This is a genomic window from Nocardioides montaniterrae (assembly GCF_054782655.1).
Genome location: NZ_BAAGSB010000007.1, coordinates 38,482 through 64,753, shown reverse-complemented (window position 1 = coordinate 64,753; position 26,272 = coordinate 38,482). Strand labels below are relative to the sequence as shown.

Genomic DNA, 26,272 nt, shown 5'->3' with positions numbered 1-26,272 from the left:
GATGTACTCCGGCAAGCTCAGCGCCCGCGGCGCCGTGCGCGTGCTGCGCCTGGCCTGGACCGTCGCAGACCTGGCGTCGGCGCGGCTCGGTGAGGACATCCATCCGGGGAAACCGGAGGTCGAGGTCGCGCTGAAGCTCCGCCAGGGTGAGCCGTTGCCGTCGCGTGTGGTCCGGGTGGTCGACCAGGAAGGGGCCGTCGGATGAGCGGGGTCGACGACGACCGCGTCGCCCGTGCTGCGCTCAGCGTGATCGCCGAGCCCGGCGATCTCTTCTTCACCGAGGCAGTGGTGCGTGAGGGGGCGCCGACCGTCCTGGAGTGGATCCGGACCCGCGTCGGCGAGGAGGCGAAGATCGCCTCGGCCCAGGCGCGTGCCCACGGGGTCGACGGCACCCGCGAGCTCGAGCGCGCCGAGGAGCGGGGCGTGCGCTTCGTCATCCCTGGCGACCCGGAGTGGCCGCCAGGCCTCGCCGATCTCCGGGGCGTCTCGATCCTGGACGCGCGCGGGGGAGTGCCGATCGGCCTCTGGGTCGCAGGGCCGCTGACCCTCGACACCCTCGACGCCTCGGTCGCCGTGGTCGGGGCGAGGAACTCCACGACCTACGGCGACCAGGTCGCGATCGACATCTCGGCAGGGCTGGCCGCCCGAGGGTTCACCATCATCTCCGGCGCGGCCATCGGCATCGACTACGCCGCACACCGGGGTGCGGTCGCGGGGGACGGGCCCACCGTCGCGGTCCTGGCCTGCGGCGTCGACCGGGACTACCCACCCCGCCACTCCCGACTGCTCGCCCACCTGCGGACCCACGGAGCGGTCATCTCGGAGGCGCCGCTCGGCAGTGCTCCACAGCGCATCCGATTCCTGGCCCGCAACCGGTTGATCGCCGCGCTGTCCCGCGGGACGGTCGTCGTCGAGGCGGCGGCTCGTAGCGGTGCGCTGAACACGCTCAACTGGGCCCAGAAGATGGGACGCGAGGCGATGGGTGTCCCGGGGCCGGTCACCAGCGGTCAGTCCGTCGGGGTGCACCACCAGCTCCGCTCGGGAGGCACCAACCTGGTGACCTCCGCGGAGGACGTGCTCGAGCTGGTCAGCCGGATGGGCGAGAACATGACGGTCGCTCCGCGGGGCCCCGAGGGCCCCCGCGACCAGCGTTCGCTCGTGGAGCGGCAGGTGCTCGACGCCGTTCCCGCACACCGCGCGGCCCCGGCGACCTCGATCGCAAGGGTCGCGGCGCTGGAGGTCCTCGAGGTCGAGGGGATGCTGACGACCCTCGAGCAGGAGGGCCTGATCGAGCGCGACACCGCCGGGTGGCGCCTGGCCGCCGAGGCTGATCGATAGTCCTACGATGCGTGGGTGACCACTGTGGCCGATGAGGCCTTCGACGCGTTGCCGGAGCCGCTCGTGCGCGTGCTCGCGGACTACGAACGTCACCTGGTCGCCGAGCGGGATCTTGCTCCCAAGACGGTGGTCGCCTACCTCGCCGACATCGCCGCGCTCCTGGAGCACGGCCACCGCTCCAGCATCGATGCCGTCGCGGATCTCGACCTGCGCACCTTGCGCAGCTGGCTGGCCAAGCAGCAGACCATGGGCCTGGCCCGCACGACCATCGCGCGACGGGCCACAGCGGCTCGGGTGTTCACGGCCTGGCTGGCCCGTACGGGCCGAACGTCCAGCGACGTCGGTTCGTCACTCGGGTCGCCGAAGGCGCGGCGTACGTTGCCGAGCGTCCTGCGGGCCGACGAGGCCCGCGACCTGATCGCCGCGGCCGCCCAGGCAGCCGACGACGGCAGCGCCGTCGGCCTGCGCGACGTCGCAATGCTCGAGCTTCTGTACGCGACCGGAATGCGCGTGGGTGAGCTGGTCGGGCTGGACGTCGACGACCTCGACCGTGACCGCAACGTCGTGCGGGTCTTCGGCAAGGGCAGCAAGGAGCGGACCGTGCCCTTCGGGCTCCCCGCCCGGCGCTCGATCGACGCGTGGCTCGTGCGGGGCCGACCGCAGCTGGTGCGGGCGGGCTCGGGCGGCGCCCTCTTCGTCGGTGCCCGCGGCGGCCGAATCGACCAGCGCGCTGTGCGCACGATGGTGCACGGCCGGATCGCCGAGGTACCGGGAGCTCCGGACCTGGGCCCCCACGGCCTGCGGCACACGGCCGCGACCCACCTCCTCGAGGGTGGCGCAGACCTTCGTTCGGTCCAGGAGCTGCTGGGTCATGCCTCGCTCGCGACCACGCAGCGCTACACCCACGTCACCACCGACAGGCTGCGGCGGGCCTACCAGCAGGCGCATCCGCGGGCCTGAGGCGTCAGCCCGCCCACGGCAGGTCTCGCCACAGCGGCAGCAGCCGCACCGGCGCCTGCGCGACCAGCGTCAGTGGATCGAGGTAGACGTCGTCGGCGTTGCGGATCAGTCCCCAGTGCAGGCAGGCGGCCGGGAAGCAGTGTGACTGGACCGCGGTCAGCCGGCCGATGACCGCACCGGCACCGACGACCTGTCCGACCCGTGCCGTCGCGACGACCGGCTCGTACGTCGTACGGGTCGCGCCGTGGTCGACGACCACCACGCCCCGTCCGGCGAGCATCCCGGCGAACGTGACGCGCCCACCGAGCGCGGCGTGCACCTGCTGGCCGACGTGGCCTGCCAGGTCGACGCCCCGGTGGCCCGCGCCGTACACCGACGAGGGCGGGTCGAACCCGTGCACGACCGTCGGCTCCGGGTGGAGCGGCCACTGGCCGCCGACCGCGGGGGAGACACGCGCCAGCAGGGGGCTCCCGGGAGCCGGATCGCCGGGACGTGGCACGAGCAGAGCAGGGAGCAGGAGGGCGAGCGCGAGGTGACGGACCGGCATGGATCCACGGTCCCCGTCGCGACGCTGACGAGCGACTCGCCTGCGGTGACCTGTGGAGGAACCGCACCCCCGACGAGGCCTGTGGATGAGGAGTGGTCGGGATTGGCACGCGTGGGACGCGTGCGACTACTCTGGGCGTAACCGACTCGCCGAGTCGCTAATTCGCACGTCCGCAGACCACGACGGGATTCTCTCCGAATCCCGACCGCCCGTGGGTGACGGCCGTCGGTCCCGAGTGCCAGACACGAGGGTTCGGCCGCACGCAGGCGTCAGGAAACAACTGACAACACCACAGGAGAGCCAATCATGGCTGTTGTGACCATGCGCCAGCTCCTCGAGAGCGGCGTCCACTTCGGGCACCAGACCCGTCGCTGGAACCCGAAGATGAAGCGCTTCATCATGACCGAGCGCAACGGCATCTACATCATCGACCTGCAGCAGTCGCTGGCCTACATCGACCGCAGCTACGCCTTCGTCAAGGAGACCGTGGCCAAGGGCGGCACGATCATGTTCATCGGCACCAAGAAGCAGGCGCAGGAGTCGATCGCCGAGCAGGCCACGCGCGTCGGCATGCCCTACGTCAACCAGCGTTGGCTCGGCGGCATGCTCACCAACTTCACGACCATGAGCCAGCGGATCAACCGCCTCAAGGAGCTTGACGACGTCGACTTCGACACCGTCGCCGGCTCGGGTCGTACCAAGAAGGAGCTCCTGCAGATGCGCCGGGAGCACGTCAAGCTGGAGAAGACGCTCGGCGGCATCCGCGAGATGACCCGGACCCCGTCCGCCGTCTGGATCGTCGACACCAACAAGGAGCACCTCGCCGTCGAGGAGGCGCGCAAGCTGCGCATCCCGATCGTCGCGATCCTCGACTCCAACTGCGACCCGGACGACGTCGACTTCCCGATCCCGGGCAACGACGACGCCATCCGCGCGGTCGGTCTGCTGACCCGCGTCGTCGCCGACGCCGTCGCCGAGGGCCTGATGGCTCGCTCGGGCGTCAAGACCGATGGCGCCGAGAACGGTGCCGAGGAGCCCCTGGCCGAGTGGGAGCGCGAGCTCCTCGAGACCCCGGCCGAGACGACCGAGGCTCCCGCCGAGGCCGCTGCCGAGACGACCGAGGCCCCGGCCGAGGCCGCCGCCGACGCTGCTGCTGAGACGACCGAGGCGCCCGCCGAGGCTGCCGCTGAGACGACCGACGCTCCGGCCGAGGCCTGATCAACCGAGATGTGATGCGGGCTGTCGTCGTACGACGGCAGCCCGCTCCTCTTCTCTCACCACCGACGTAAAAACCAACCTGCGAGGGAACAAGAAAATGGCTTTCACCGCTGCTGACGTCAAGAAGCTCCGCGAGACGACCCAGGCCGGCATGATGGAGTGCAAGAAGGCGCTGGACGAGACCGACGGCGACTTCGACAAGGCTGTCGAGCTGCTGCGGGTCAAGGGTGCCGCCAAGGCCGCCGCCCGCGCCGCCGAGCGCGAGGCCTCCGCGGGTCTGGTCGCCGCCTCCGGCAATGCCCTGATCAGCCTCAAGGCCGAGACGGACTTCGTCGCCAAGAACGAGGCCTTCGTCAACGCCGCCCAGGCCATCGCCGACGCGGCGAACGGCGCCAAGGCGACGACCATCGAGGAGCTGCGCGCGGTCGCGCTCGGTGATTCCACGGTCGGCGAGACCGTCGACGAGCTCGCCCGCACCATCGGCGAGAAGATCGAGCTGGGCGACGTCGCGTACTTCGACGGCAACACCACGGTCTACCTCCACAAGAAGGCCTCCGACCTGCCCCCGACGCTCGGCGTGCTCGTCGAGTTCGAGGGTGACGAGGCTGCGGCCAAGCAGGCCGCCCAGCAGGCTGCCGCGCTGAAGGCCCAGTTCCTGACCAGCGACCAGGTCCCCGCGGACGTCGTCGCGGCCGAGAAGGACGTGCTGACCAAGAAGACGCTCGAGGAGGGCAAGCCCGAGGCTGCCGTCGCGAAGATCGTCGAGGGTCGCATCAACGCCTTCTACAAGGAGATCGTCCTGCTCGACCAGGAGTCGGTCTTCGAGGCGAAGAAGTCGGTCAAGCAGGTCCTCGACGCCGCCAACACCTCCGTCAAGCGGTTCGCCCGCTTCGAGGTCGGCGCCTGATCGAGGTCTGACGACCCGATCTGCCAGATCACCGGCGAGGTCCCCGTTCCCCTGTGGGAACGGGGACCTCGCCATTTTTCCGCTTCCTGGCAGACGGCCACGCGATAGGTTTCAGGCGTTCGAGCGGTGGAGACGAATCGGACACGGGCGCCCGATCGACCGGGCGCGCGACAACGGACTCGAGGGGATCGGCACATGGGACTCATCCAGGCTGCGGCGGGAGCGATCGGCGGCACGCTCGGCGACCAGTGGGTCGACTTCTACGGCGTACCGGCTGATGTCAGCCCGACCGCCGCGATCTTCCCGGCGGTGCTCCAGGGCCAGAACGCCGGCCGGGGCAGCAACACCCGCGGCTCGAGCGGTGTCATCACCAACGGCTCGAAGTTCATCGTGCCCCAGGGCTACGGCCTGGTCCTGCTCGAGGACGGCGCCTACACCGGGTTCGCCGCCGAGCCGGGCGCCTACACCTGGAACTCCGACGAGCCCGCCTCGCAGTCGGTCTTCACCGGCGGTGGCCTGGTCGACAGCGTGGTCAAGCAGAGCTGGGAGCGCTTCAAGTTCGGCGGCCGGCCCGGCACCCAGCAGACGGCCGTCTTCGTCTCGCTCAAGGAGCTCCCGAACAACAAGTTCGGCACGCAGTCGGAGATCTACTGGGACGACGCGTTCCTCAACACCCAGGTCGGCGCGGTCACCCGCGGTACCTACACGCTCAAGATCACCGACCCGCTGACGTTCATCCGCAGCTTCGTGCCCGCGGGCGTGATCGGTGGCGGCCAGGTCTTCGACTTCACCGACATCGACAACCCCCAGGGCGAGCAGCTGTTCAACGAGGTCGTCAGCTCCCTCGCACCCGCCTTCTCGATGTACTGCAACGACCCGGCCAAGGGCAGTCGCATCACCAAGCTGCAGAGCGACTCGCTGGGCTTCGCGCAGTCGCTCTCGGCGGCGGTCGAGTCGGCGTACCAGTGGAAGACCGGACGCGGCCTGGAGATCGTCAAGACCGCGATCGTGTCCATCGAGTACGACGCCACCACCCGCGAGCTGCTCAAGAACGTCCAGCGGGCCGATGCGCTGTCGGGATCGCGCGGCAACTCCAACCTGCAGGCATCCGTGGCCGCAGGCATGGAGGCGGCCGGCCAGAACGCCGGCCCCGGCGGGATGATCGGCATGGGAATGGCTGCCGGCGGGATCGGCGTCGGCGGGCTCCAGCAGCCGGCCACCCCGGCGCCCGCCGCGGCGGCGCCTGCTCCCGCGGCCCCGGCTCCGGCAGCGTCCGCGCCGGCCGCCGGCGACGACGCGATGGCCACCCTCAAGCGCGCCAAGGAGATGCTCGACGCCGGCCTGATCACGCAGGCCGACTACGACGCGGCAAAGGCGAAGGCGCTCGGTCTCTGAGATGACCCACCAACCCCAGGAGCCGGCGGAGCCGAAGGAGCCGACCTTCGACGGTCCGCCGCTCTCGCTGGACGAGGAGCTCGCCGCGGCGAAGGCCGCACCTGAGCCCCAGCCCAGCATCGAGACGGTCAACGCCTCGCTCAAGGACGGCGTCAACCGGTGTCCCAAGTGCGGGTCGACCGACGTACGCCTGCACGCCGCGACCGGCAAGCTGGTCTGCCTGTTCTGCCGCAACGAGTGGCAGGAGCAGCGCGTCGAGGAGGAGTTCGGCCTCGGTGAGGGCATCGACCAGCTCCAGGGCACGGTGATCGCGAGTGGCGCGAAGGACATCGCGGCCGACGTCGCCGACCAGGTCACCTTCAAGTGCGACGGCTGTGGCGCTGAGGTCATCGTCGACACGGCCCACTCGATGAACGCCCGCTGCCACTGGTGTCGCCACACGCTCAACGTCAACCAGCAGATCGCCAACGGCGCGGTCCCGGATGCGGTGCTGCCCTTCAAGCTGACCAAGGACGAGGCGGTCGAGCTGATCCGCGGCTTCGCGGGCAAGCGCCGGCTGTTCGCCCACCGTCGGTTCAGAAAGGAGTTCGTCCCCGAGAACGTGCTGGGCGTCTACCTGCCGTACCTCGTCGTCGACGCACGCGCCGAGGCCGACTACTGGGGCAAGGGTGAGGTGGAGACCCGCCGTTGGACCGAGACGCACGGCAGCGGCGACAACAAGACGACGACCACCTACTACGCCGCCGACGTCTACCAGGTGGCGCGCCAGGTGAGCTTCACCGTCGACGACCTCACCATCGAGGGTTCGGCGGAGCGGGCGACGTTCGGCAAGCGGAACACCAACAACATCGTCAACTCGATCCTCCCGTTCGACACCAAGAACGCCGTTCAGTGGAACGCCAGCTACCTGGTCGGGTTCACCAGCGAGAAGCGTGACCGCGACGTGTCCTCGATGGAGCCCGAGCTCGAGGACCAGATGCTCTCGATCGGCCGCTCGCAGGTCCACGGGTCGCTCAACCGGTTCGACCGGGGCGTGCGGTGGGAGCAGGAGAAGATCGACGTCGGCGGCTCGCGGTGGCTCTCGATGTACCTCCCGGTCTGGCTCTACTCCTACCAGCAGGAGAGCAACGGCATGCTGCACTACATCGCGGTCAACGCACGCACGGGGGAGACCATGGGCAGCATCCCGATCTCGCAGCCCAAGCTGATCCTGGCCGCGATGACGGTCGGCACCTTCCTCGAGGGTGCGGTCGGTGCGTTCCTGGTGGCAGGTGCGCGATGATCCTCGACCTGATCGCGCTCTCCAGCGACCAGCACGGCGGCCTCTACGCGCTGCTCGCAGCAGGTCCCGCGGGTGCCGCGGGAACCTACTGGAGCATCTACCGCTACTACCGCAACACCGACAAGACCCACGAGTTCGAGCGGGACACCCTGATCGACGCCCAGCCCGTCCAGGGAGGGGAGGAGAAGGTCGACCACATCTCCCGGACGACCGACTCCGACATCGACGGCGGCAACGACGACAAGTACCGCCAGCGGGTACAGAGGATCAGTTGAGCGACGTACGACCTCGGCCGGTAGGGTCGCCTGCGTGACGGGTTACAAGCGGGTTCTGCTCAAGCTGTCCGGTGAGGTCTTCGGCGGCGGCAAGCTCGGCGTCGACCCGGACGTCGTGCAGTCCATCGCCAAGGAGATCGCGGCGGTCGCCGAGTCCGGCGCCCAGATCGCGATCGTCACCGGTGGTGGGAACTTCTTCCGCGGCGCCGAGCTCCAGCAGCGGGGCATGGACCGTGCCCGCGCCGACTACATGGGCATGCTCGGCATCGTGATGAACTGCCTGGCCCTCCAGGACTTCCTCGAGAAGCTCGGCATCGACACCCGCGTCCAGAGCGCCATCACGATGGGCCAGGTCGCCGAGCCGTACATCCCGCGTCGCGCGATCCGGCACATGGAGAAGGGCCGCGTCGTCATCTTCGCCGCCGGCATGGGCATGCCCTACTTCTCCACCGACACCGTCGCCGTCCAGCGCGCCCTGGAGAGCAAGTGCGACGTCGTGCTGGTGGCCAAGAGCGGCGTCGACGGCGTCTACTCCGCCGACCCCAACCTCGACCCCACCGCCACCAAGTACGACGAGGTCACCTACCAGGAGGCCATCGAGCAGGGCCTGCGGATCATGGACCAGACCGCCTTCGCGCTCTGCGGCGAGAACAAGCTGCCGATGGTCGTCTTCGGGATGGAGCCGGCCGGCAACATCCTGCGGGTCGTCAATGGTGAGAAGATCGGCACGCTGGTCAGCGCAGGCTGAGTCCTGACGGACTCGGCCACCTGCACAGCGACCAGACAGATATCGAAGGAGACACCGGTGATCAACGACATCCTCAACGAGGCCGACGGCAAGATGGCCAAGTCCGTCGACGCGACCCGCGAGGAGTTCGCCGCGATCCGCGCCGGCCGCGCGCACCCGTCGATGTTCAGCAAGATCCTGGTCGACTACTACGGCTCGCCGACCCCGATCCAGCAGCTCGCCTCGTTCACCGCGCCCGAGGCGCGCATCATCATCGTGCAGCCCTTCGACGTCGGTGCGATCAACAACGTCGAGAAGGCCATCCGCGACTCCGACCTGGGCGTCAACCCGTCCAGCGACGGCAAGACGCTGCGCTGTGTCTTCCCGGAGCTGACCGCGGAGCGTCGCAAGGAGTTCATCAAGCTGGCCAAGGAGAAGGCCGAGGGCGGCAAGATCGCCATCCGCCAGGTGCGCCAGAAGGCCAAGCAGAACCTGGAGAAGCTCGAGAAGGACGGCGAGGTCGGCAAGGACGACGTCACCGGTGCCGAGAAGAAGCTCGACGCCCAGACCAAGGCCCACACCGACGCCATCGACGTGCTGCTCAAGGCCAAGGAAGCCGAGCTGGTCGAGGTCTGAGGACCTCAGGCACCGACGCCACGACGACATGAGCACCACCACTCCCGACGCCACCCCTGCGCCGAAGAAGGATCACGGCCGAGCCGGCCGCGACCTCAAGGCCGCGGTCACCTCGGCGTTGGTCCTGCTGGCGGCCATCGGCTGCTCGCTCTACTTCTGGAAGCCGGCGTTCATGGTGATCGTCGCCGTGGCCGTCGTGGTGGCGGTCTGGGAGCTGCGGCGTGGCCTGATGGCCAAGGACATCGACCTGCCCGAGCAGCCGCTGATGGTCGGTGGCGTCGTGATGGTCCTGGCGGCGTACTTCTGGGGTGCCGGCCCGCTGGTGACCGCGACCGCGGTGACCGCCCTGGTGATCATGCTGTGGCTCCTCAACCGCGGTGTCGACGGCTACGTCAAGAACGCGACCGCCTCCGTGTTCACCCTCATCTACCTGCCCTTCCTGGGCTCCTTCGTGGCCCTGCTGCTGGCCGAGGGCGGTCGTGGTGGGGGCGGGTTCGAGAACGACGGCGTGGCCGGCGTGGTCACCTTCGTGCTGGTCACCATCGCCTCCGACATCGGTGGCTACATCGCCGGCGTCCTGTTCGGCAAGCACCCGATGGCTCCGGTCATCTCGCCCAAGAAGTCCTGGGAGGGCTTCGCGGGATCGGCGATCTCGTGCATCGCGATGGGCTGGGCGCTGGTCACCTACTACCTCGACGGACCGTGGTGGGCAGGCATCGCACTCGGCGCGATCGCGGTCTCCATGGCCACCCTGGGCGACCTGTGCGAGTCCGTGATCAAGCGCGACCTCGGCATCAAGGACATGAGCCAGATCATCCCGGGCCACGGCGGCCTGATGGACCGGCTCGACTCGCTGCTGGCAACCATCGCGCCGATCTGGCTCGTCCTCCACTACGCAGTGTTCAACTGATGGCGGGCGAGATGGCGGCACAGGAGACGGTCGAGAAGAGCCGACGCCCGGACTGGTTCCACCGCGACCACCCGGTGTTCGTCCCGCTCGCGGGCTTCTTCAGCGGGATGCTCTTCATCCTGGTGGTTCCGGGTGTGTACGGCGCTCTGCTCAAGGCCCTGTTCGGCTACAAGAAGGCCGAGGACCTGTTCCCGTTCGTGCTGCTGATGCTGGTCGTCCCGATCGGGCTGCTGGTACCGCAGCACACCCGGAAGTTCGCCAGGTACATGCTCTTCGCCTGCCTCGCGACCCTCGTCGTCGTCGCGGGTGTGGCGATCGCCGTGCTGTGGTTCCTCATCAACAAGGATAAGTAGCCACAGGCGTCGCCATGGGAGAATCGGCGCGTCATGAGTGATGCGCCGCAGCCCCAGCAGTTCCAGACCCTGCCCCTCGTCTTCGAGGCGCCGCGGGGTCGCGGCAAGCCGCCGCGCCACCTCGCCGATCTCGACGAGGCGGGCCGCAAGGACCTGCTCACCGAGATGGGCCTGCCGGGCTTCCGCGCCAAGCAGATGTCGAACCACTACTTCGGCCGGCTCGTGCACGACCCGGCGGAGATGACCGACCTCCCTGCCGGGCAGCGGGCCGAGCTGGTCAGCGCGCTCCTGCCGGACCTGATGGACCCGATCAAGCAGCAGACCGCCGATCGCGGGACCACGATCAAGACGCTGTGGAAGCTCTTCGACGGCTCGCTCGTCGAGTCGGTGCTGATGCGCTACAAGGACCGCGCCACGATCTGCATCTCCTCGCAGGCCGGCTGCGGCATGGCCTGCCCGTTCTGCGCGACCGGCGCGGGTGGGCTGCAGCGCAACATGTCGACCGCCGAGATCGTGCACCAGGTCGTCGTCGGCGCTCGTGCGATGGCGTCCGGTGAGGTCGCCGGCGGCCCCGGTCGCCTCTCCAACGTCGTGTTCATGGGCATGGGGGAGCCGCTCGCCAACTACAAGGCGACCGTCGCCGCCGTACGCCGCCTGACCGATCCCGCACCCGCCGGCCTCGGCCTCTCCGCGCGGCACGTGACCGTCTCCACGGTCGGCCTGGTCCCGCGGATCAAGCAGCTGGCCGACGAGGGCGTCCCGGTCACGCTGGCTCTCTCGCTGCACGCGCCCGATGACGAGCTGCGCAACGAGCTGGTCCCGATCAACACCCGGTTCTCGGTCGAGGAGACCGTCGCGGCGGCGTACGAGTACTTCGAGAAGACCGGTCGTCGCGTCTCGATCGAGTACGCCATGATGCGCGACATCAACGACCAGGCCTGGCGCGCCGACCTGCTTGCCGAGGTCCTCTCGGCCAACGGTCGCGGCACCAGCTGGGTGCACATCAACCCGATCCCGCTCAACGACATCCCCGGCTCGCAGTTCACCCGCTCGCGCGAGGAGGACATGGACGAGTTCGTACGTCGCCTCAACCGGGCCGGCATCGCGACGACGCTCCGCGACACCCGGGGCAGTGACATCGACGCCGCCTGCGGGCAGCTCGCGGCCAGCGAGTAGCCCGGTCGGCAGCCGACGCCGCTCCGATGGACGTACCAAAGTGCGATCGGGCGTACTCGCCTGAGCGGGCGGGCCGCCTCGATCCTTGGTTTGGTACGTCGGTCCGACCACGTGGCCTGATGGTGCCCCTGCGGACGACCTAGAAGTCGGCCGGCCGGCCAACCAGCAGCTCGGTGTTGCGGGCGTTGGCCGGGCCGGAGGCGGCCGCGAGGTTCGCCTGCGGGTCGTTGGCCGACAGCTCCCGCGACAGGCTGGCGAGCGCCAGGCTGTTGGACAGGTTGCCGGCGTACGACGCCGGTCCGGCGTGGTCCAGGATCGTGGTGAAGATCGACAGGGTGCCGTCGTGGTTGTCGGTGACCTCGATGATGCGGGCCTGCTGCGGGTAGTCGCAGTGGGAGGCGGTGTTGATCTCCCAGAAGCCGCCGCTGCCGTCGGTGCGGGCGTGCACGAAGATCTGGTTCTTGTGGGTGTGGCCGTTGACCCACGCGATGACCCGCGGCTGCGAGAGCAGGTAGGTCACGACCTCGGGCCCCAGCACGCGCGGGATCGCCAGGTCGCCACCGGTCGCGACGAGCGGGTTCGTCATCGTGTCGGCGGTGTGGTGGCTGTAGACGATGACCGCCTTGCCGGCCGCGCCCTCGACGGTCGCCTTCAGCCACGCCAGCTGGTTGCCGTCGATCGAGCCGTCGTCGTACCCGTTGGGGTTGACGGTGTCCATCACGACGTGGCGGAACCGGCCCTGGTCGAAGGAGTAGTACGCCGTCCCGGCGGCCTTGTTCGTCGCGGTGAAGCCGTGCCCGACCGGGACGCCGGTGGTGGTGAAGTGCTCGGCGACGATCTGGGCGCGCGAGACCGTGCGCCGCTTCGGGTCGGGCGTGACCGCTCGGACGTACGGCGACACGGTGAGTGCGCCGAGCAGGCCGGTGAGGTCCAGCGTGGTCACGGCGTTCTCGATGTCGGTGTCCGAGAGCCCGGTGGGCGGCGAGATCACCTTGAGGGAGCCGGTGCCGAGCGCGGACAGCGGCACGGTGTGCGGGAAGTTGCCCTGGGTCAGGCCGTCGTGGTTGCCGAAGCAGGTGTACCAGGGGACGTCCAGGCCCGGTGCCGTGAACGGGCGCCGCGCCGCGGCGAGCAGCCCCGGCACCGTCGGGAATCCGTGGTCGGCCTTGTACTGGTCGGCCTTCTTGCCCAGCGGCACGCCCTCGGGGTGCCAGTAGTGGGTGTCGTAGTAGGTGGCGTTGCCGTCCATGACGCCCTCGTAGCGGGTCGGCGCGCCGGAGTCGGACCGGATCGTGCCGCCGTCGAGGATGTCGATGTTCCAGCGGACCTCGTTGTACTGGCAGTTGTCGGAGTTGTCGCCGGTCTCGATCGCGAACGTGAACGGCAGACCCGTCACCGGCCCGACCCGCTGCGCGTTGACGGCCTGCACCATCGCGTCCGCGACCTGCGCGGTGAGCATCTCCTGCGGTCGGTACGCCGAGGAAAGCAGCCCGGGCGTGACGTACCGGTCGGTCCACTCGACGCGGCCGGGGGACTGGTGGTCGACCACGTGGACGTCGGACAGCTGCACGAAGGACAGCAGCGGCGTACGACCGGTGGCGCGGGACGCGCCGGCGGCGATGCCGAGGTCGGTGCGGATGATCCGGGCCTCGCCGGGCAGGGCGACGACCTTGCGGTAGCCCTTGGCGTTGGGCGCGCCGAGGCCGTAGGACCGGCTCAGGGTCGTCGTACCGATGACCGCGGCCTGCGCGAGGCCGGGTCCGGAGATGCGTGCGGCGGCGGCGAGAGCGCCGGCGGCGGCCCCCGCGCGGAAGAGGGAGCGGCGGTTGATCTGCACAGATGAATACGACCACACGGCCCGCCCGCCGTCCACGGTTTCGTGAGAACGTGAAGACGGTTCGCCGTGGGCGTCAGACGGGGCGCGTGGCCAGCCGGTCGGCGGCCTCCTCCACCGTCTCGACGAGGTGGATGTGCGGCTCCATCGCGCGCCCCTTCGCCAGAGCCTGCAGCAACGGCCAGGCGGGCAGGGTCTCGGTCCAGTAGCGGCGGCCGACGAGCACCATCGGCGCGACGTTCCCCTCGGCCGCGTAGTAGTTCTCGCACGCGTCCTGGAAGATCTCCTGGACGGTGCCGCCGGCGCCCTCCATGAACACGATCCCGGCCCCGCAGATCTGCAGCAGGATCGCCTCGCGCAGGGCGTTGCGGAAGTACTTCGCGATCGCGGTGGCGAACAGGTTGGGCGGTTCGTGGCCGTAGAACCACGTCGGTACGCCGAGGGAGGCGTTCTCGCCCGGGAACTTCTCCAGCACCTGCCGGGAGCTCTCCACCCACGCGTCGATCGACGGCCGGAAGGAGGGTACGCCGGCCAGCAGCCGGCACGCCTCGACGACCGCGTCGTCCGGCAGCTGCGCCAGCCGGGCGCCGAGGTTCGCGGCCTCCATCGCGCCGGGACCGCCACCGGTCACCACGGCGTGCGAGGCGCCGAGCAGGTGCCCGAGGTGGGCTGTCCGGTCGTACGCCGGCTGCCCGCGCTCGACCGCGTGACCGCCCATCACGCCGACCAGCGAGCGTCCGTCGATCCAGGCGTTGAGCGCGGTGTCGATCGCGCTGTCGTGCAGCACCGTGGCCAGGCCTGCATCGGTGTCCATCGGGAGCCGTGACCAGGCGTAGACCCGGCCGTCGAGGCTGTCGGCGTACGGCGTCACGTCGTAGAGCTCGTCGGCGGTGTAGAGCGACGTACGACGACAGTCGACCGGTGCGCCGAGCGCTGCCGCCCGCTCGTGGTCGGCGGGCGTGGGGGCGTGGACGTGGAGGCGGTGGCTCCGGGTCTTCCTCACGCGGCGAGCGTAGCCACGCTCGCGTAGATTCGGCGGCATGCGTCTTGGGGCTCGTGCACGGATGGTGGTGGTGGCGATGCTCGCGGCGGTGCTGGTGCTACCCGGATCGGGCGCGGCCCTCGGAGGATCGGCGGTCGCCGGGTCGGCCGGCATCGGCGACCCGTACTTCCCACTCGACGGCAACGGCGGGATCGACGTCGAGCACTACGACGTCCACGACACCTACGCCTTCTCGCCTGCGCACCTCTCCGGCACCACGACGCTCACGATCCGCTCGAAGGAGGCGCTGTCCTCCTTCCACCTGGACCTGCTGCTGCCGGTGACGTCGGTCGAGGTCGGCGGCGTCGCGGCGCGGTTCAGCAAGCCGAGCAGCCACGAGCTCGTGATCACCCCGAGCCGGCCGATCGCGGCGGGCACGGTGTTCACCACGACGGTCACGTACGCCGGCGACCCGACCCGGCCGACGTACGCCGGTGAGAGCAACTGGCTGGCCGACGGCTCCGAGGTCGTGGCGATGAACGAGCCGCACATGGCGCCGTGGTGGTTCCCGTCCAACGACCATCCCGCCGACAAGGCCACCTTCTCCATCGCCATCACCACCGACGCCGGCAAGCAGGTGCTCGGCAACGGCGTGCAGGTGTCACGGACGGTCTCCGGCGCCCAGGCGACGACGCGGTGGCGGATGGACCAGCCGATGGCGACGTACCTCGCCTTCTTCGCCGTCGGCGACTTCGCCGTACGTCGCACCCGCAGCGCCTCGGGCATCCCGGTGATCACGGCGGTCTCGCGCCACCTGGGCGGCGATGCCTTCACGTGGGCGCAGCACGTCCTGGCGCGCAGCGGCGCCGTCACCGACTGGCTGCAGCACGAGCTGGGCACCTATCCGTTCGCCACGACGGGCGGCGTGGTGACGTCGCTCCCGATCGGCTTCGCGCTGGAGAACCAGTCGCGCCCGACGTACTCCTTCATCGACGGCACGACCGAGGTCCACGAGCTCGCCCACCAGTGGTTCGGGGACTCGGTGTCGATCCGCCGCTGGCGCGACATCTGGCTCAACGAGGGCTTCGCGACCTACATGGAGCACCGCTACAACGAGGCGCACGGCGGCATCACCACGCGGAAGTGGCTGCACAACGCCTACGCGTCCTACTCCCGTGACGCGCGCTTCTGGCAGCTCTCGCTGCGCAACCCGCGGGCCGCGCACATCTGGGACGAGGCCATCTACGTGCGGGGCGGGATGGCGCTGGCCGCCCTGCGGGTTCGCATCGGTGCGAGCGACTTCCGACGGGTCCTGCGCGCCTGGGCCGCGCAGCACCGGGGTGGCAACGGCAGCACCACGGCCTTCATCGGACTGGCGCACCGGATCTCGGGTCAGCGGCTCGGCGCCTTCTTCGACTCCTGGCTCTCCGGCTCGGTGCCGCCGGCGCCCACGCGCGCCAACGGTTTGGGTTAGCTCGCGATCGGGCAGGGGAACGGCATGAGCATCAGGAAGACCATCGCAGCAGCTCTCGCGACGGCCGCACTGTTCGTCGGCACCATCGCACCCGCGCACGCGGCCGTGCGGGTCGATCGGACGTGGTCCGACCCGGCCCGCGACCTGACGGAGTGCCAGAGCGCGACCGCCGCGCAACGCGCTGCGATCGATCTGCGAGGCTTCCACGTCCTGTTCCGTCCGGCCCGCTCCGACGTCGTCCACCTCTCCTTCCAGATCCGCAGGCTGACGGCCGGCTCACCCGAGGCCGCGTGGATCGTGCACCTGCATGACGGCTCGCAGCTCTACGTCCGCTCGGCGCCCGACGGCACGGTCACCCTCGTCAACCGGCAGGCGTCCTTCCGGGGACACTGGACCAGCACCCCGGTCGCGCTGGCCGGCAGCGCGTACGACGTCGTCGACATGCGGGTCCGGGTCGCCGTGCACGCGGCCGACCTGAGGAAGGCCGGGGTCGGCGCCACGTTCACGATCGTCGGCGTCAGCTCGCTGTACACCGCGGAGCCGTTCTGCAGGGATCGGATGCCACGCGTCGACGTACGCGTCGCCACGCTCTGACTCCACCCGAACGTGGGCGGAGCGCCTCCCACGTGACGGGAGTGACTTCTGTTAAGAATGCCCCCATGGACGCCAAGAAGCTGATCGGTGTCGTCATCGTCGTTTTCCTCGGGTTCTGGATGTTCACCGACCCCAACGGCCTGGCGGTCACCGCGAAGGATGCCGGCACGAAGGGCTGGGACCTCGCGACCCAGCTGTTCACCGGCGTGATCAGCTTCGTCGGCGCGCTCAAGAGCTGACCTGACGTGGGCGTCGTCGCAGCGCTCGTCGACCCGCAGATAGGCAAGCACCTCCTGCGCGACGAGGACGAGGTGATCGTCGACGAGGTCGCCCACCACTGGGTCGCCTACGTCCGCCCCGGCATCGAGGCGTTCCTCGGCACGGTGGTGCTCGTGTGGAGCTGGACGGTCAGCGTCGAGGTCGCCTGGTTCCTGCTGTTCGTCGCGTTCGCCCTGTTCGTGCACGCCGCGTGGGGTGCGGTGCGCGAGAAGCGCGACCGGTTCGTCATCACCAACATGCGGGTCTTCCGGGTGCACGGCGTGCTCACCTCGCAGCTCGCCACGATGCCGCTGAGCCGGATCCTCGACATCACCGTCACCAAGCCGCTGCTCGGCCGGATCCTCGGCTACGGCCACTTCGTCTTCGAGTCCGCCGCCCAGGAGCAGGGGCTGCGTGACATCAGGTACGTCGCCCGCCCCGACGAGCGCGACCTCACCATCCAGCGCGTCGTCCAACGTGCAGGACTCCGCGGCCCTCGCGTTTCTTGAGCCGCGCCGCTCTCTAGGATTGCTGCCATGACGCAGCAGCCGTTCTCCCGTCCCGGCGCGATCGACCTGTCCGCGCTCAAGCGCGCCGCACCGGCCCCGTCCTCCGCACCGACCGGCGGTTCCTCCGCCCCGGCGGCCGCAGGCGGGCCGAGCGGGTCGGCGTACTCCGTGGCGGTCACGCCCGAGAACGTCCAGACCGTGCTCGAGTCCTCGATGACCGCGCCAGTGGTGCTGGTCTTCTACTCGACCAGCCAGGTGCCGACCAGCGGCGCGTTCGCCGCCGACGTCGCCCAGGTGTCCGACGAGTACGACGGCCGCTTCCTGGTCGCCACGGTCGACGTCGACACCAACCCCCAGCTCGCGCAGGCGCTCCAGGTGCAGCAGGTGCCCCTGATGCTGGTCCTGGTCGAGGGCCAGCCGGCGACCCAGCCGATCCCCGGTGCCGCGCCGATCGACGACATCCGCGCGATGTTCAACCAGCTCGCCCAGCAGCTCACCGCACAGGGCCTGACCGGTCGGCACCAGCCGCAGAGCGCCGCCGGCGAGGCTGCCGACGGCGAGGAGCCGTACGTCGACCCGCGCTACGCGCCTGCCCAGGACGCACTGGCCGCGGGCGACATCGACGCCGCGGTCGCGGAGTACCAGAAGCTGGTCGACGCCAACCCGGCCGACCACGAGGCCGCCGCCGGCCTGGCGATGGCCAAGGTCCTGCAGCGCACCCAGGGCGTCGACCTCAACACCGCCCGTCAGGCGGCCGCCGAGAACCGCGACGACATCGACGCGCAGACCTTGGTCGCCGACCTGGACATGCTCGGCGGCCACGTCGAGGATGCCTTCCGCCGCCTCGTCGACCTGATCGCGCGCACGTCCGACAAGGACCGCGACAAGGCCCGCCAGCACCTCCTCGGCCTGTTCGCCGCGGTCGGCAACGACGACCCGAGGGTCCTCGCCGGTCGCCAGGCGCTCGCGTCCGCGCTCTTCTGAGCCAGCAGACCATGGGGGCAGTGGGTGCGGTCGGCGGGTTCTGGCACGGCGTACGCCTGCTGCTGCGGGGCCAGGGCCTGTGGCGGCGCAACCCGCGCCTGATGCTGCTCGGGCTGGTGCCGGCACTGCTCGTCGGCGCCGTGCTGCTCGCGGCGTTCGTCAGCCTGGCGGTGTACGTCGACGACGTCGTCACCTGGGCCACGCCCTTCCTCGACGGGTGGGCCTCCGGGCTGCGCTCGTTCGTGCGGGTGCTGATCGAGATCGTGGTCGTCGTCGGTGCCCTGGTGCTGGCGTTCGTCTCGTTCACCGGCCTGGCCCTGGCCGTCGGCGACCCGTTCTACGAGCGGATCTGGCTGGCCGTCGAGCACGAGATCGGGGGAGAGGTCCCCGAGCGTGGCGTCGGCTGGTTCCGGGGGGCGCTCGACGGCCTGTTCCTGGTCGGGGTCGGCCTGGTCTGCTCGGTCGCGGTGTTCGTGATCGGGCTGCTGCCGGTGCTCGGCGCCGTGATCGGAGCGGTGCTGGGCGTCGTGGTCTCGGGCCGGCTGCTCGCCGGCGAGCTGGTCTCCCGCGGCCTCGAGGCGCGCGGGCTCGACCGTCGTGCGCGGTCCGAGGTCCTGCGGGCCCGCCGTGGCGCGATGATCGGCTTCGGCACCGCCGTCCAGCTCTGCTTCCTGGTACCCGGCGGCGCGGTGCTGGTGATGCCTGGTGCGGTCGCCGGGGCGACGTACCTCGCCCGTGAGGCCCTCGACGGCTCGGCCGTGTAACTACGTGTTCTGACCACTACCCGGGTGACAGACCACCCGGGTAGTGGTCAGAACACGTAGTTACACGGGCCTCGGAACACGGGCCTCAGACCGAGCCGAACGCCGCCAGCACGGCCTGAACCGCCGGGCTGTCGGACATCGTGCGCCGGTGCAGCGCGTCGATGAGCCGGATCGGCTGGGGATCGCGGACCTCGACGGCGACGACGTCGGACCAGAGGGCCGCGCGGCCGAGGCGTGGGATCAGGGCGACGCCGAGGCCGGCCGCGACGAGGGCGAGGTGTGACTCGAACTCGGCGGAGACGTGCGCGATGCGCGGTGGGCGACCGGTGCCGTCGTACATCCGGTGCAGCCACTGACGGCAGATCGTGCCCTCGGGCGTCGCGATCCACTCGACGTCGACGAGGTCGTGCGGCGTGACCCGCTTGCGGCTCGCGAGCGGGTGGTCGTGCGGGACGATCAGGTCAGCCAGGTCGCGCTCGAGCGGGTGCGCGACGACGTGCTCGGGGATGTCGAGCGGTACGCCGCCCCAGCGGTGCACGATGCCGATCTCGGCCTGACCGCCGGCGACCAGGTCGACGGTGTCCCACGGCTCGCGTTCGTCGATGACGAGGTCGAGGCCGGGGTGGGCGTCGCGGAGGCGGCGTACGACGGGAGCGACCAGCCCGCGCACGGCGGTCGAGAAGCAGGCGAGCCGGACCCTGCCCGCGACCCGGCCCACGCTGGCCTGGAGCTCGGACTCCAGCTCCTCGAGGTCGGCCAGGACCCGCCTCCCGGCGTCGACCAGGTGGGAGCCCTGGCTGGTGAGCATCACGCCCCGTCCCACCCGCTCCAGGAGAGGTACGCCGACCTGGCGCTCGAGCCGCTTGACCTGCTGCGAGACGGCGCTGGGCGTGAAGCCGGTGGCCTCCGCGGCGGCGCTCACCGAGCCGTGCGTGGCGACCGCTCGAAGAGCGGCGAGGGCGTCCAGATCGATCATGTAGCGATGCTACAAGGTCTGGTGCAGATCAATTCGCTGGTGCTTCAAGGTCTTCGCCGGAACCATGGAGCACATGAGCCGCCGCGACTGTCTCCTCGCCGCGCTGGTCGCGTGCATCTGGGGCTTCAACTTCGTCGTCATCGACTGGGGCATGGGCGACGTCCCTCCGCTGGTGTTCCTCACCGCCCGCTTCGTCCTCGTCCTGTTCCCGGCGGTCTTCGTGATCCCGAAGCCCGACCTGCCCTGGCGCACCATCCTCGGCGTCGGTGCGTTCATGTCGTTGGGACAGTTCGCGTTCCTCTACGTCGCGATGGACAGCGGCATGCCCGCCGGGCTGGCCGGGCTGGTGCTGCAGGCGCAGGTCGTGCTGACGATCCTGATCGCTGCGGTGGTCCTCCGCGAGCGCCCGACCCCGGCGCAGTCGGCCGGGGTCGTCCTCGGCGTGGTCGGGTTGCTGGTCGTCGGCCTCGGCCGGGGCGGCCACGTCCCCGCCCTGGCGCTCTGCCTCTGCCTGACGGCTGCGCTGATGTGGGCGATCGGGAACGTGGTCTCCCGCGCCTCGGGCGCCAAGGGCGGGCTCGCGCTCACGGTGTGGTCGGCGCTCGTCGTACCCCTGCCGCTGCTGCTCCTCGCCGTCGTCCTCGACGGTCCTGGCACGCTGTCGACCGCGGCCCACGCGTTCGGCTGGAAGGCCGCGTTGTCGACGCTGTTCACCGCGGGACTGGCCTCGCTGTTCGGCTACGCCGTCTTCAACGGGCTGCTCTCGCGCAACCCTCCCGCAGCCGTGGTGCCGTGGGTCCTCCTCGTCCCGCCGGTCTCCATCGGCTCCGCGTGGCTCGCCCTGGGCGAGCGACCCAACGCGGCCGAGCTCGTCGGCGGTGCGTTGCTGATCGTTGGAGTGCTGGTGACGATGCGGCGCGTCAGGGTCGACCGGACTCCGCGTAGCGAGGGCCGTCCGCTGCCAGTGCGGCCAGTGCCGTCCGGATCCGTCGCGCGGTGAAGTCCGCGGCGCGCTCGTCGATCTCGGCGAGCGTGAGGAACGCGGCTTGCTTGATCTCGCGCGCCTGCGGGCGGATCTGGTCGACGATCGAGGCGGGGTGCCGGCCGCCGTCGAAGACCAGGCAGAGCGCGTCGTCCCAGCCGCCCCACGGGGGCAGCCAGTCGGTGAGCAGCAGCCGTCCCGGCTCGATGGCGAGCGCGAGCTCCTCCTCGACCTCACGTCCCACTCCGACCTGAGGGGACTCGCCGATCTCGATCACTCCGCCGGGCAGGTCCCAGTCGGTCTTGTAGGTCAGCTCGCACAACAGCACCCGCGGCTCGTCGGCGGACGCCGAGTGGTCGAGGATCAGCATCTGGCTGATGCCGCGCTTGCGTGGGAGGAACGAGTTGAGGATCGCCCGGAAGCCGCCCGGCTCCTGGGCGGACAGGTCGTCGGCGAGGCGGGCGAACACGATCAGGTCACCGGTACGCCGACGCTCGACCCCCTCGCGCCGCAGGCCCGACCAGGTCGCCACGCGGGCGGCCCGTTCGTCGTCGGCGGGCACCTTCAGCTCCACGCGATGGTGGTCGGTCAGCGCGTCGGCCACCTGCCGGCGTACGACGTCGACGGCGGCCTGCCAACCGCGCTCGGTGAGCTCCGGGCGCCACACGATGCGGGCCACACCCTCATCGACGGTCTCGTGCTCGACTCCCGACTCGCTCACGGCTCCACCCTAGTGGCGGGTGCGGCGGTTCCCAGGCTCAGGCACGGCGGCGCCACGCGATCGCGCTCGCCACGGCGAGGGCGAGGGCGCCCCCGAGCAGCGCGAGCAGCATGCCGTCGTCGGTGCGTGCCACGTCCAGCGCAGCCGGCCGGGCGGCGGCCGTCCGCTGGGAGTCCGGCTGCTTGCTCGTCAGGCCCGATCGGATGCGGGTCGGGACCGTGATCGTGTGGTGCCGCGGCGTGCGTACGACGGCGTCGGCGGGCGCGGGCGCGGCGACCGGAACCGGTGCGTGGGTGCTCGGTGCGCGGGGCGCACCGGCAGGGATCGCGCTGTCGGGGACGGCGGTGCCCGAGGCGGCACCCTCCGCTCCGCCGTTCATCGTCATCGGGTAGGCGCAGACCACGACCGTGGCGCCGTCCGTCGGGTCGCTGCCGGGGTCGGTCGCGGTGTCGACCGGTTCCTCGGTGGTGGCGTCATCGCCGGCCGTGCCGGTGGCACTCGTGATGGTCTGGGCTCCGCCGTCGTCGAGGTAGCACTCGCCCTCGGAGGGGCTGTCCGTCGGGTCGTCGGTCGGGTCGTCCGTGGGTAGGTCGGTCGGGTCGTCGGTCGGGTCGTCCGAGGGCACGTCGGTGGGCTCGTCGGTCGGGTCGTCCGTAGCCACGTCGGTCGGCTCGTCCGTGGGCACGTCCGAAGGCACGTCGGTCGGAGTGTCCGCCGGTGTGGTGTCCGGGGCAACGGGAGCAACGGCCGTGGAGCTGTCCTCTGCGGACGCGGCGGCGAGCACCTGACCGGCACCGCCGGTGAGGCCGACCGCGAGGACGGTGGCGACGAGGGTGCGACGAACAGCGTGCATGGGAACAGGCTCCTGCATCCGGGGACGAATGACAGGTCCGACGCAGAAACTTGTCCGACGGTTCCCCGGTGGTCTGGACCGGGCCTCAGCCCAGCGTCAGGTCCCAGACGTCGACGGGCGCACCGGCGGGCAGCTCGCTCACCTCGGCAGGCACGTCGATCAGGCAGTCGGCACCTGCGGCCCAGCCGAGGAAACCGGACCCGGCCGGCCCCCAGGCCTCGACGGACGCGGCGACGCGGTCGAGGCGGCCTCGGCGCAGCTGGCGCTTGCCGGCCGGCGAGGTCAGGGGAGTGGTCAGGGTCGCCGCGACCACCGGGCGGACGGCCGGCAGACCGGCCAGCGCCCGCAGGGCCGGGCGCACGAACACCTCGAAGGACACCAGTGAGCTGACCGGGTTGCCGGGCAGGCAGACGACGGGCACCCCGGCGTACGTCCCGAGGCCCTGGGGCATGCCGGGCTGCATCGCGACCTTGGTGAAGGTGACGCCACGGGGGCCGAAGGCGTCCTTGACCACCTCGTACGCCCCCATGCTCACGCCACCGGAGGTCAGGACCAGGTCGATCCCGTCGAGATGGGCGTCCAGCGAGGCGAGGAAGGACGCGACGTCGTCGGCCGAGCTGGGCGCCCGTACGGCGATCGCGCCGGCTTCGACCACGGCGGCGCACAGCATCGGCCCGTTGGCGTCACGGATCTGGCCGCTTCCCGCGGCGGGGGAGTCGGCCAGCTCCGACCCGGTCGACAGCACCAGCACGCGCGGGCGGTGCACGCAGGAGACCGAGGTGATGCCGAGCGCGGCGAGCAGCCCGACCTGCGCCGGCCCGATGACGGTCCCGGCGGCGAGCACCTCGGCTCCCGCCCGTACGTCGCTCCCGGCGGCGCGGATGAACCGCCCGGACTCGCGCGGCTCGAGGATCGACACCGATGTCGTCCCACCGTCGGTCACCTCGATCTCGACGATCGCATCCGCACCCTCGGGCACGGGCGCGCCCGTCATGATCCGCAGGGCGGTCCCGGGCGCGAGCACCGAACGCGCCGCACCCGCGGGGATGTCACCCGCCACGGGCAGCACCACGGGGTTCGACGGAGAGGCGGACGCGACATCGGCGGCACGGACGGCGTACCCGTCCATCGCGGAGTTGGCGAACGCGGGCAGGGCCTCGGGTGCGAGCACCGCCGATGCCAGGACCCGGCCGACCGCCTCGACGATCGGGACCGGCCGCGGCGGGCGTGACGACGAGGCGAGGAGCGATGCGACAGCGGCCTGATGCTCGGCGACGGGGACCAACGACACGCCCCAACCCTAGTGAGGCGGCCCGAAAAAGAGCTGTGGGTGAGCCGGCCCCCATGATCCGTCCCACCCACTGCTTGACGGGCACAACGTGTCGCCTCCGGAAGCGTTACGGTCGCGCACGCACCGAGCTCGTGGCGATCAATCGTCGGGTGCCTGGTGCGGACGGCGCCGGCTCACGGCAGAATGCGGGCTCTGATGTGCGGCGACGCACGACCGAAGGACCGAGGAAGGGTTCCGATGACCGAGTTCGTCCGGCTGGAAGTGGCCGACGGGGTAGGGACGATCCGACTGGACCGTCCGAAGATGAACGCGATCAGCCTGCAGGTTCAGGATGAGCTGACCGAGATCGCCGCGGAGGCCACGGCCCGCGCCGACGTGCGCGCCGTCGTCGTGTGGGGTGGCGAGCGCGTCTTCGCCGCGGGCAACGACGTCAAGGAGATGGAGGAGATCCCGTACACCGCGATGGTGGACCGGGTCGACGCGCTCCAGGGCGCGGTCACCGCCATCGCCCGCATCCCCAAGCCGGTCGTCGCCGCGATCAACGGCTACGCGCTGGGCGGCGGCTGCGAGCTGGCGATGGCCGCCGACGTGCGCTTCGCCGCCGAGGACGCCGTCCTCGGCCAGCCCGAGGTCCTGCTCGGCATCATCCCCGGTGCCGGCGGCACCCAGCGGCTCCCGCGGCTGGTCGGCCCGGCCAAGGCCAAGGAGCTGCTGTTCACCGGCCGGTTCGTCAAGGCCGACGAGGCGCTCTCGATCGGCCTGGTCGACCGGGTGCTCCCGGCCGCCGACGTCTACTCCGAGGCCGTCGCGTGGGCGAAGCAGTTCTCCGGCGCCGCGGCGTACGCCCTGCGGGCCATCAAGGAGTCCGTCGACCAGGGCATCGAGACCGACCTGGAGACGGGCCTGTTCATCGAGCGGCGCCACTTCTCCTCGATCTTCGCCACCGAGGACGCCAAGATCGGCATGCAGTCGTTCGTCGCCAACGGCCCCGGCAAGGCCACCTTCACGGGCAAGTGACTGACAGACTGTGGCCATGAGCGAGGAACAGGACAAGACCCGGGCGCCGGAGGCGAGGCGCCCGGCGGTCGATGTCACCAAGGTCCGGGCGTACGCCGCCCGCGCCGTCTGGCTGATCTGCCTGGCGATCGCCCTCGTCCTGGCGGCCGCCGCGTTCAGCTACGCGCTCAACGCCAACGCCGACAACTCCCTGATCCACTCGATCCGCAACCTCGCGAAAGCGACCGACCTCGGCTGGTTCGACCTGAACCAGCCGATCTGGAAGGCCAAGCCTCCGAACGCGCTGACCAAGACCGCGCTCGCCAACTACGGCGTCGCGTCGGTCGTCTACATGGTCATCGGGCGCACCCTCGAACGCATCATCCGGCCCTGACCAGACCCGGTCAGATCGCCGACCAAAGCAGTCCGGCGTGACCGATCCCACCGTGGGACCGTTCGCGCCGTTCCAGCACGGGCGGTAGCCTGCCCAACGCTGTCCTACAAGTAGGAAGGGGCCTTGCGGCCACAACCATGAACATCGTTGTCTGTGTGAAGTACGTTCCGGACGCGACCGCCGACCGGCGGTTCGAGTCGGACAACACCGTTGACCGTGTCGGCGTCGATGGGCTCCTCTCGGAGCTCGACGAGTACGCCGTCGAGCAGGCCCTCCAGCTCAAGGAGAAGCGCGCGGACGAGGAGGTCAACGTCATCGCGCTCACCGTCGGCCCGCAGGCCGCCGAGGCCGCCGTGCGCAAGGCCCTGCAGATGGGTGCCGACTCGGCCGTCCATGTCGTCGACGACGCGATCGCCGGCTCCGACGCCATCGCGACCTCGCTCGTGCTGGCCAAGGCCATCGAGAAGGTCGGCACCCCCGACCTGGTGATCACCGGCCTCGCCGGCACCGACTCGATGATGTCGGTCATGCCCGCGATGCTCGCCGAGCGCCTGAACCTCCCGCAGGTCACCCAGGCCGCTGTGATCGAGTCCCAGGGCGACCAGGTCCGCATCAAGCGCGACGGCGACGCCGCGACCGAGGTCATCGGTGGCACCATGCCGCTGGTCCTCTCGGTCACCGACCAGTCCGGCGAGGCCCGCTACCCGTCCTTCAAGGGCATCATGGCGGCCAAGAAGAAGCCGCTGGAGACCTACTCGCTCGCCGACCTGGGTGTCGACGCGTCCGAGGTCGGCCTGTCCGTCGCGTGGACCGAGGTCACCGAGACGGCCGCCCGCCCGCCGCGCACCGCCGGCGAGATCGTGAAGGACGAGGACGGCTCCGGCGCCACGGCGCTGGTCGAGTTCCTCGCCTCCAAGAAGTTCATCTGAGGAGTCT

General features: G+C 70.5%; 30 protein-coding genes. 23 read left to right on the top strand and 7 right to left on the bottom strand.

Annotated elements, in window-relative coordinates; translation table 11 throughout:
* Nucleotide 1: 1 nt before the first annotated feature.
* From ACYVJ3_RS11815 to ACYVJ3_RS11805, 3 genes are read left to right on the top strand one after another with little or no spacing between them, the layout of a single operon-like run.
* Nucleotides 2–205 (top strand): magnesium chelatase subunit ChlI family protein, encoded by a 204-nt coding sequence (locus tag ACYVJ3_RS11815; protein WP_460853196.1) that lies wholly within the window; start codon nt 2–4, stop codon nt 203–205.
* Nucleotides 202–1,338 (top strand): DNA-processing protein DprA, encoded by a 1,137-nt coding sequence (dprA, locus tag ACYVJ3_RS11810; RefSeq protein WP_460853195.1) that lies wholly within the window; start codon nt 202–204, stop codon nt 1,336–1,338. The genes ACYVJ3_RS11815 and dprA overlap by 4 nt, the downstream gene beginning before the upstream one ends.
* 15 nt (nt 1,339–1,353) lie before the next feature.
* Complete coding sequence (locus tag ACYVJ3_RS11805; RefSeq protein ID WP_460853194.1) at nt 1,354–2,298, top strand: tyrosine recombinase XerC; 945 nt, start codon at nt 1,354–1,356, stop codon at nt 2,296–2,298.
* Between the two features lie 4 nt (nt 2,299–2,302).
* Here the strand turns inward: ACYVJ3_RS11805 and ACYVJ3_RS11800 are convergent, their stop codons facing one another.
* Nucleotides 2,303–2,845, bottom strand: coding sequence for a peptidoglycan DD-metalloendopeptidase family protein (locus ACYVJ3_RS11800; RefSeq protein WP_460853193.1), 543 nt, complete (start codon nt 2,843–2,845; stop codon nt 2,303–2,305).
* A 306-nt stretch (nt 2,846–3,151) separates the two neighbouring features.
* On the opposite strand from ACYVJ3_RS11800, the gene rpsB reads away from it, so the two are divergent.
* The 10 genes from rpsB (at nt 3,152) to rlmN (ending at nt 11,724) form a co-directional block, all read left to right on the top strand.
* Nucleotides 3,152–4,063 carry a 30S ribosomal protein S2 gene (gene rpsB / locus ACYVJ3_RS11795; protein ID WP_460853192.1) on the top strand — a complete coding sequence of 304 codons (912 nt, stop codon included), beginning with the start codon at nt 3,152–3,154 and terminating at the stop codon, nt 4,061–4,063.
* A 97-nt stretch (nt 4,064–4,160) separates the two neighbouring features.
* Nucleotides 4,161–4,970 carry a translation elongation factor Ts gene (gene tsf, locus ACYVJ3_RS11790; RefSeq protein WP_460853191.1) on the top strand — a complete coding sequence of 270 codons (810 nt, stop codon included), beginning with the start codon at nt 4,161–4,163 and terminating at the stop codon, nt 4,968–4,970.
* A gap of 195 nt (nt 4,971–5,165) precedes the next feature.
* Nucleotides 5,166–6,365, top strand: a complete 1,200-nt coding sequence (locus ACYVJ3_RS11785) for an SHOCT domain-containing protein (protein WP_460853190.1) — start codon at nt 5,166–5,168, stop codon at nt 6,363–6,365.
* Between the two features lies 1 nt (nt 6,366).
* Nucleotides 6,367–7,647 (top strand): TFIIB-type zinc ribbon-containing protein, encoded by a 1,281-nt coding sequence (locus ACYVJ3_RS11780; RefSeq protein WP_460853189.1) that lies wholly within the window; start codon nt 6,367–6,369, stop codon nt 7,645–7,647.
* Entirely contained in the window at nt 7,644–7,922 is a 279-nt protein-coding gene (locus ACYVJ3_RS11775; RefSeq protein WP_460853187.1) for a hypothetical protein, read from the top strand. The genes ACYVJ3_RS11780 and ACYVJ3_RS11775 overlap by 4 nt, the downstream gene beginning before the upstream one ends.
* A gap of 34 nt (nt 7,923–7,956) precedes the next feature.
* Complete coding sequence (gene pyrH / locus ACYVJ3_RS11770) at nt 7,957–8,670, top strand: UMP kinase (protein ID WP_460853186.1); 714 nt, start codon at nt 7,957–7,959, stop codon at nt 8,668–8,670.
* A 60-nt stretch (nt 8,671–8,730) separates the two neighbouring features.
* On the top strand, nt 8,731–9,285 hold the full coding sequence (frr, locus tag ACYVJ3_RS11765; RefSeq protein WP_460853254.1) for a ribosome recycling factor: 555 nt from the start codon (nt 8,731–8,733) through the stop codon (nt 9,283–9,285).
* A gap of 28 nt (nt 9,286–9,313) precedes the next feature.
* A complete protein-coding gene (locus ACYVJ3_RS11760) occupies nt 9,314–10,195 on the top strand; it encodes a phosphatidate cytidylyltransferase (protein WP_460853185.1) in 882 nt (293 codons plus the stop codon).
* Entirely contained in the window at nt 10,195–10,548 is a 354-nt protein-coding gene (locus ACYVJ3_RS11755) for a hypothetical protein (protein WP_460853184.1), read from the top strand. Before ACYVJ3_RS11760 ends, ACYVJ3_RS11755 begins: the two co-directional genes overlap by 1 nt.
* Before the next feature lie 33 nt (nt 10,549–10,581).
* Nucleotides 10,582–11,724, top strand: coding sequence for a dual-specificity RNA methyltransferase RlmN (gene rlmN, locus ACYVJ3_RS11750; protein ID WP_460853183.1), 1,143 nt, complete (start codon nt 10,582–10,584; stop codon nt 11,722–11,724).
* Between the two features lie 139 nt (nt 11,725–11,863).
* Here rlmN and ACYVJ3_RS11745 read toward each other — a convergent pair whose 3' ends face one another.
* Both ACYVJ3_RS11745 and ACYVJ3_RS11740 read right to left on the bottom strand, forming a co-directional pair.
* The gene (locus ACYVJ3_RS11745; protein WP_460853182.1) at nt 11,864–13,561 is read right to left on the bottom strand and encodes a TIGR03767 family metallophosphoesterase; all 1,698 of its coding nucleotides are present in this window, start codon (nt 13,559–13,561) and stop codon (nt 11,864–11,866) included.
* A gap of 73 nt (nt 13,562–13,634) precedes the next feature.
* Nucleotides 13,635–14,561 carry an LOG family protein gene (locus ACYVJ3_RS11740; RefSeq protein ID WP_460853181.1) on the bottom strand — a complete coding sequence of 309 codons (927 nt, stop codon included), beginning with the start codon at nt 14,559–14,561 and terminating at the stop codon, nt 13,635–13,637.
* Between the two features lie 37 nt (nt 14,562–14,598).
* On the opposite strand from ACYVJ3_RS11740, the gene ACYVJ3_RS11735 reads away from it, so the two are divergent.
* The 6 genes from ACYVJ3_RS11735 to ACYVJ3_RS11710 all read left to right on the top strand — a co-directional run bounded on the left by ACYVJ3_RS11735 (nt 14,599) and on the right by ACYVJ3_RS11710 (nt 19,123).
* A complete protein-coding gene (locus tag ACYVJ3_RS11735; protein WP_460853180.1) occupies nt 14,599–16,014 on the top strand; it encodes a M1 family metallopeptidase in 1,416 nt (471 codons plus the stop codon).
* Nucleotides 16,015–16,038: 24 nt separating this feature from the next.
* Nucleotides 16,039–16,608, top strand: coding sequence for a hypothetical protein (locus tag ACYVJ3_RS11730; RefSeq protein WP_460853179.1), 570 nt, complete (start codon nt 16,039–16,041; stop codon nt 16,606–16,608).
* A gap of 65 nt (nt 16,609–16,673) precedes the next feature.
* Nucleotides 16,674–16,847, top strand: coding sequence for a hypothetical protein (locus tag ACYVJ3_RS11725; RefSeq protein WP_460853178.1), 174 nt, complete (start codon nt 16,674–16,676; stop codon nt 16,845–16,847).
* A gap of 6 nt (nt 16,848–16,853) precedes the next feature.
* Nucleotides 16,854–17,375, top strand: coding sequence for a PH domain-containing protein (locus ACYVJ3_RS11720; protein ID WP_460853177.1), 522 nt, complete (start codon nt 16,854–16,856; stop codon nt 17,373–17,375).
* A gap of 27 nt (nt 17,376–17,402) precedes the next feature.
* Nucleotides 17,403–18,359, top strand: a complete 957-nt coding sequence (locus tag ACYVJ3_RS11715) for a co-chaperone YbbN (RefSeq protein ID WP_460853175.1) — start codon at nt 17,403–17,405, stop codon at nt 18,357–18,359.
* Nucleotides 18,360–18,370: 11 nt separating this feature from the next.
* Entirely contained in the window at nt 18,371–19,123 is a 753-nt protein-coding gene (locus ACYVJ3_RS11710; RefSeq protein WP_460853174.1) for an EI24 domain-containing protein, read from the top strand.
* 85 nt (nt 19,124–19,208) lie between these two features.
* Here the strand turns inward: ACYVJ3_RS11710 and ACYVJ3_RS11705 are convergent, their stop codons facing one another.
* The gene (locus ACYVJ3_RS11705; protein ID WP_460853173.1) at nt 19,209–20,099 is read right to left on the bottom strand and encodes a LysR family transcriptional regulator; all 891 of its coding nucleotides are present in this window, start codon (nt 20,097–20,099) and stop codon (nt 19,209–19,211) included.
* Between the two features lie 73 nt (nt 20,100–20,172).
* Between ACYVJ3_RS11705 and ACYVJ3_RS11700 the strand changes: the two genes are divergently transcribed.
* The gene (locus ACYVJ3_RS11700) at nt 20,173–21,099 is read left to right on the top strand and encodes an EamA family transporter (protein WP_460853171.1); all 927 of its coding nucleotides are present in this window, start codon (nt 20,173–20,175) and stop codon (nt 21,097–21,099) included.
* On the opposite strand, the gene ACYVJ3_RS11695 is transcribed toward ACYVJ3_RS11700, so the two are convergent.
* The 3 genes from ACYVJ3_RS11695 to ACYVJ3_RS11685 all read right to left on the bottom strand — a co-directional run bounded on the left by ACYVJ3_RS11695 (nt 21,020) and on the right by ACYVJ3_RS11685 (nt 23,946).
* Nucleotides 21,020–21,802: an NUDIX domain-containing protein gene (locus ACYVJ3_RS11695; protein ID WP_460853169.1), complete on the bottom strand. Its 783-nt coding sequence runs from the start codon at nt 21,800–21,802 to the stop codon at nt 21,020–21,022. The two genes, ACYVJ3_RS11700 and ACYVJ3_RS11695, sit on opposite strands and share 80 nt — an antisense overlap.
* A 37-nt stretch (nt 21,803–21,839) precedes the next feature.
* Complete coding sequence (locus ACYVJ3_RS11690; RefSeq protein WP_460853168.1) at nt 21,840–22,655, bottom strand: hypothetical protein; 816 nt, start codon at nt 22,653–22,655, stop codon at nt 21,840–21,842.
* An 85-nt stretch (nt 22,656–22,740) separates the two neighbouring features.
* Entirely contained in the window at nt 22,741–23,946 is a 1,206-nt protein-coding gene (locus ACYVJ3_RS11685; protein WP_460853166.1) for a molybdopterin molybdotransferase MoeA, read from the bottom strand.
* A 237-nt stretch (nt 23,947–24,183) separates the two neighbouring features.
* Between ACYVJ3_RS11685 and ACYVJ3_RS11680 the strand changes: the two genes are divergently transcribed.
* The 3 genes from ACYVJ3_RS11680 (at nt 24,184) to ACYVJ3_RS11670 (ending at nt 26,265) form a co-directional block, all read left to right on the top strand.
* Nucleotides 24,184–24,963 carry an enoyl-CoA hydratase/isomerase family protein gene (locus tag ACYVJ3_RS11680; RefSeq protein ID WP_460853165.1) on the top strand — a complete coding sequence of 260 codons (780 nt, stop codon included), beginning with the start codon at nt 24,184–24,186 and terminating at the stop codon, nt 24,961–24,963.
* Nucleotides 24,964–24,979: 16 nt separating this feature from the next.
* The gene (locus ACYVJ3_RS11675) at nt 24,980–25,336 is read left to right on the top strand and encodes a hypothetical protein (protein WP_460853164.1); all 357 of its coding nucleotides are present in this window, start codon (nt 24,980–24,982) and stop codon (nt 25,334–25,336) included.
* A 155-nt stretch (nt 25,337–25,491) separates the two neighbouring features.
* Nucleotides 25,492–26,265 carry an electron transfer flavoprotein subunit beta/FixA family protein gene (locus tag ACYVJ3_RS11670; protein ID WP_460853163.1) on the top strand — a complete coding sequence of 258 codons (774 nt, stop codon included), beginning with the start codon at nt 25,492–25,494 and terminating at the stop codon, nt 26,263–26,265.
* Nucleotides 26,266–26,272: the final 7 nt, after the last annotated feature.

Coding starts and splice junctions, on each gene's coding strand:
- ACYVJ3_RS11815 (WP_460853196.1), top strand. CDS start 2: ATGTACTCCGGCAAGCTCAGCGCCCGCGGCGCCGTGCGCGTGCTGCGC.
- dprA (WP_460853195.1), top strand. CDS start 202: ATGAGCGGGGTCGACGACGACCGCGTCGCCCGTGCTGCGCTCAGCGTG.
- ACYVJ3_RS11800 (WP_460853193.1), bottom strand. CDS start 2,845: ATGCCGGTCCGTCACCTCGCGCTCGCCCTCCTGCTCCCTGCTCTGCTC.
- rpsB (WP_460853192.1), top strand. CDS start 3,152: ATGGCTGTTGTGACCATGCGCCAGCTCCTCGAGAGCGGCGTCCACTTC.
- tsf (WP_460853191.1), top strand. CDS start 4,161: ATGGCTTTCACCGCTGCTGACGTCAAGAAGCTCCGCGAGACGACCCAG.
- ACYVJ3_RS11785 (WP_460853190.1), top strand. CDS start 5,166: ATGGGACTCATCCAGGCTGCGGCGGGAGCGATCGGCGGCACGCTCGGC.
- ACYVJ3_RS11780 (WP_460853189.1), top strand. CDS start 6,367: ATGACCCACCAACCCCAGGAGCCGGCGGAGCCGAAGGAGCCGACCTTC.
- ACYVJ3_RS11775 (WP_460853187.1), top strand. CDS start 7,644: ATGATCCTCGACCTGATCGCGCTCTCCAGCGACCAGCACGGCGGCCTC.
- ACYVJ3_RS11760 (WP_460853185.1), top strand. CDS start 9,314: ATGAGCACCACCACTCCCGACGCCACCCCTGCGCCGAAGAAGGATCAC.
- ACYVJ3_RS11755 (WP_460853184.1), top strand. CDS start 10,195: ATGGCGGGCGAGATGGCGGCACAGGAGACGGTCGAGAAGAGCCGACGC.
- rlmN (WP_460853183.1), top strand. CDS start 10,582: ATGAGTGATGCGCCGCAGCCCCAGCAGTTCCAGACCCTGCCCCTCGTC.
- ACYVJ3_RS11735 (WP_460853180.1), top strand. CDS start 14,599: ATGCGTCTTGGGGCTCGTGCACGGATGGTGGTGGTGGCGATGCTCGCG.
- ACYVJ3_RS11730 (WP_460853179.1), top strand. CDS start 16,039: ATGAGCATCAGGAAGACCATCGCAGCAGCTCTCGCGACGGCCGCACTG.
- ACYVJ3_RS11725 (WP_460853178.1), top strand. CDS start 16,674: ATGGACGCCAAGAAGCTGATCGGTGTCGTCATCGTCGTTTTCCTCGGG.
- ACYVJ3_RS11715 (WP_460853175.1), top strand. CDS start 17,403: ATGACGCAGCAGCCGTTCTCCCGTCCCGGCGCGATCGACCTGTCCGCG.
- ACYVJ3_RS11710 (WP_460853174.1), top strand. CDS start 18,371: ATGGGGGCAGTGGGTGCGGTCGGCGGGTTCTGGCACGGCGTACGCCTG.
- ACYVJ3_RS11705 (WP_460853173.1), bottom strand. CDS start 20,099: ATGATCGATCTGGACGCCCTCGCCGCTCTTCGAGCGGTCGCCACGCAC.
- ACYVJ3_RS11700 (WP_460853171.1), top strand. CDS start 20,173: ATGAGCCGCCGCGACTGTCTCCTCGCCGCGCTGGTCGCGTGCATCTGG.
- ACYVJ3_RS11690 (WP_460853168.1), bottom strand. CDS start 22,655: ATGCACGCTGTTCGTCGCACCCTCGTCGCCACCGTCCTCGCGGTCGGC.
- ACYVJ3_RS11680 (WP_460853165.1), top strand. CDS start 24,184: ATGACCGAGTTCGTCCGGCTGGAAGTGGCCGACGGGGTAGGGACGATC.
- ACYVJ3_RS11675 (WP_460853164.1), top strand. CDS start 24,980: ATGAGCGAGGAACAGGACAAGACCCGGGCGCCGGAGGCGAGGCGCCCG.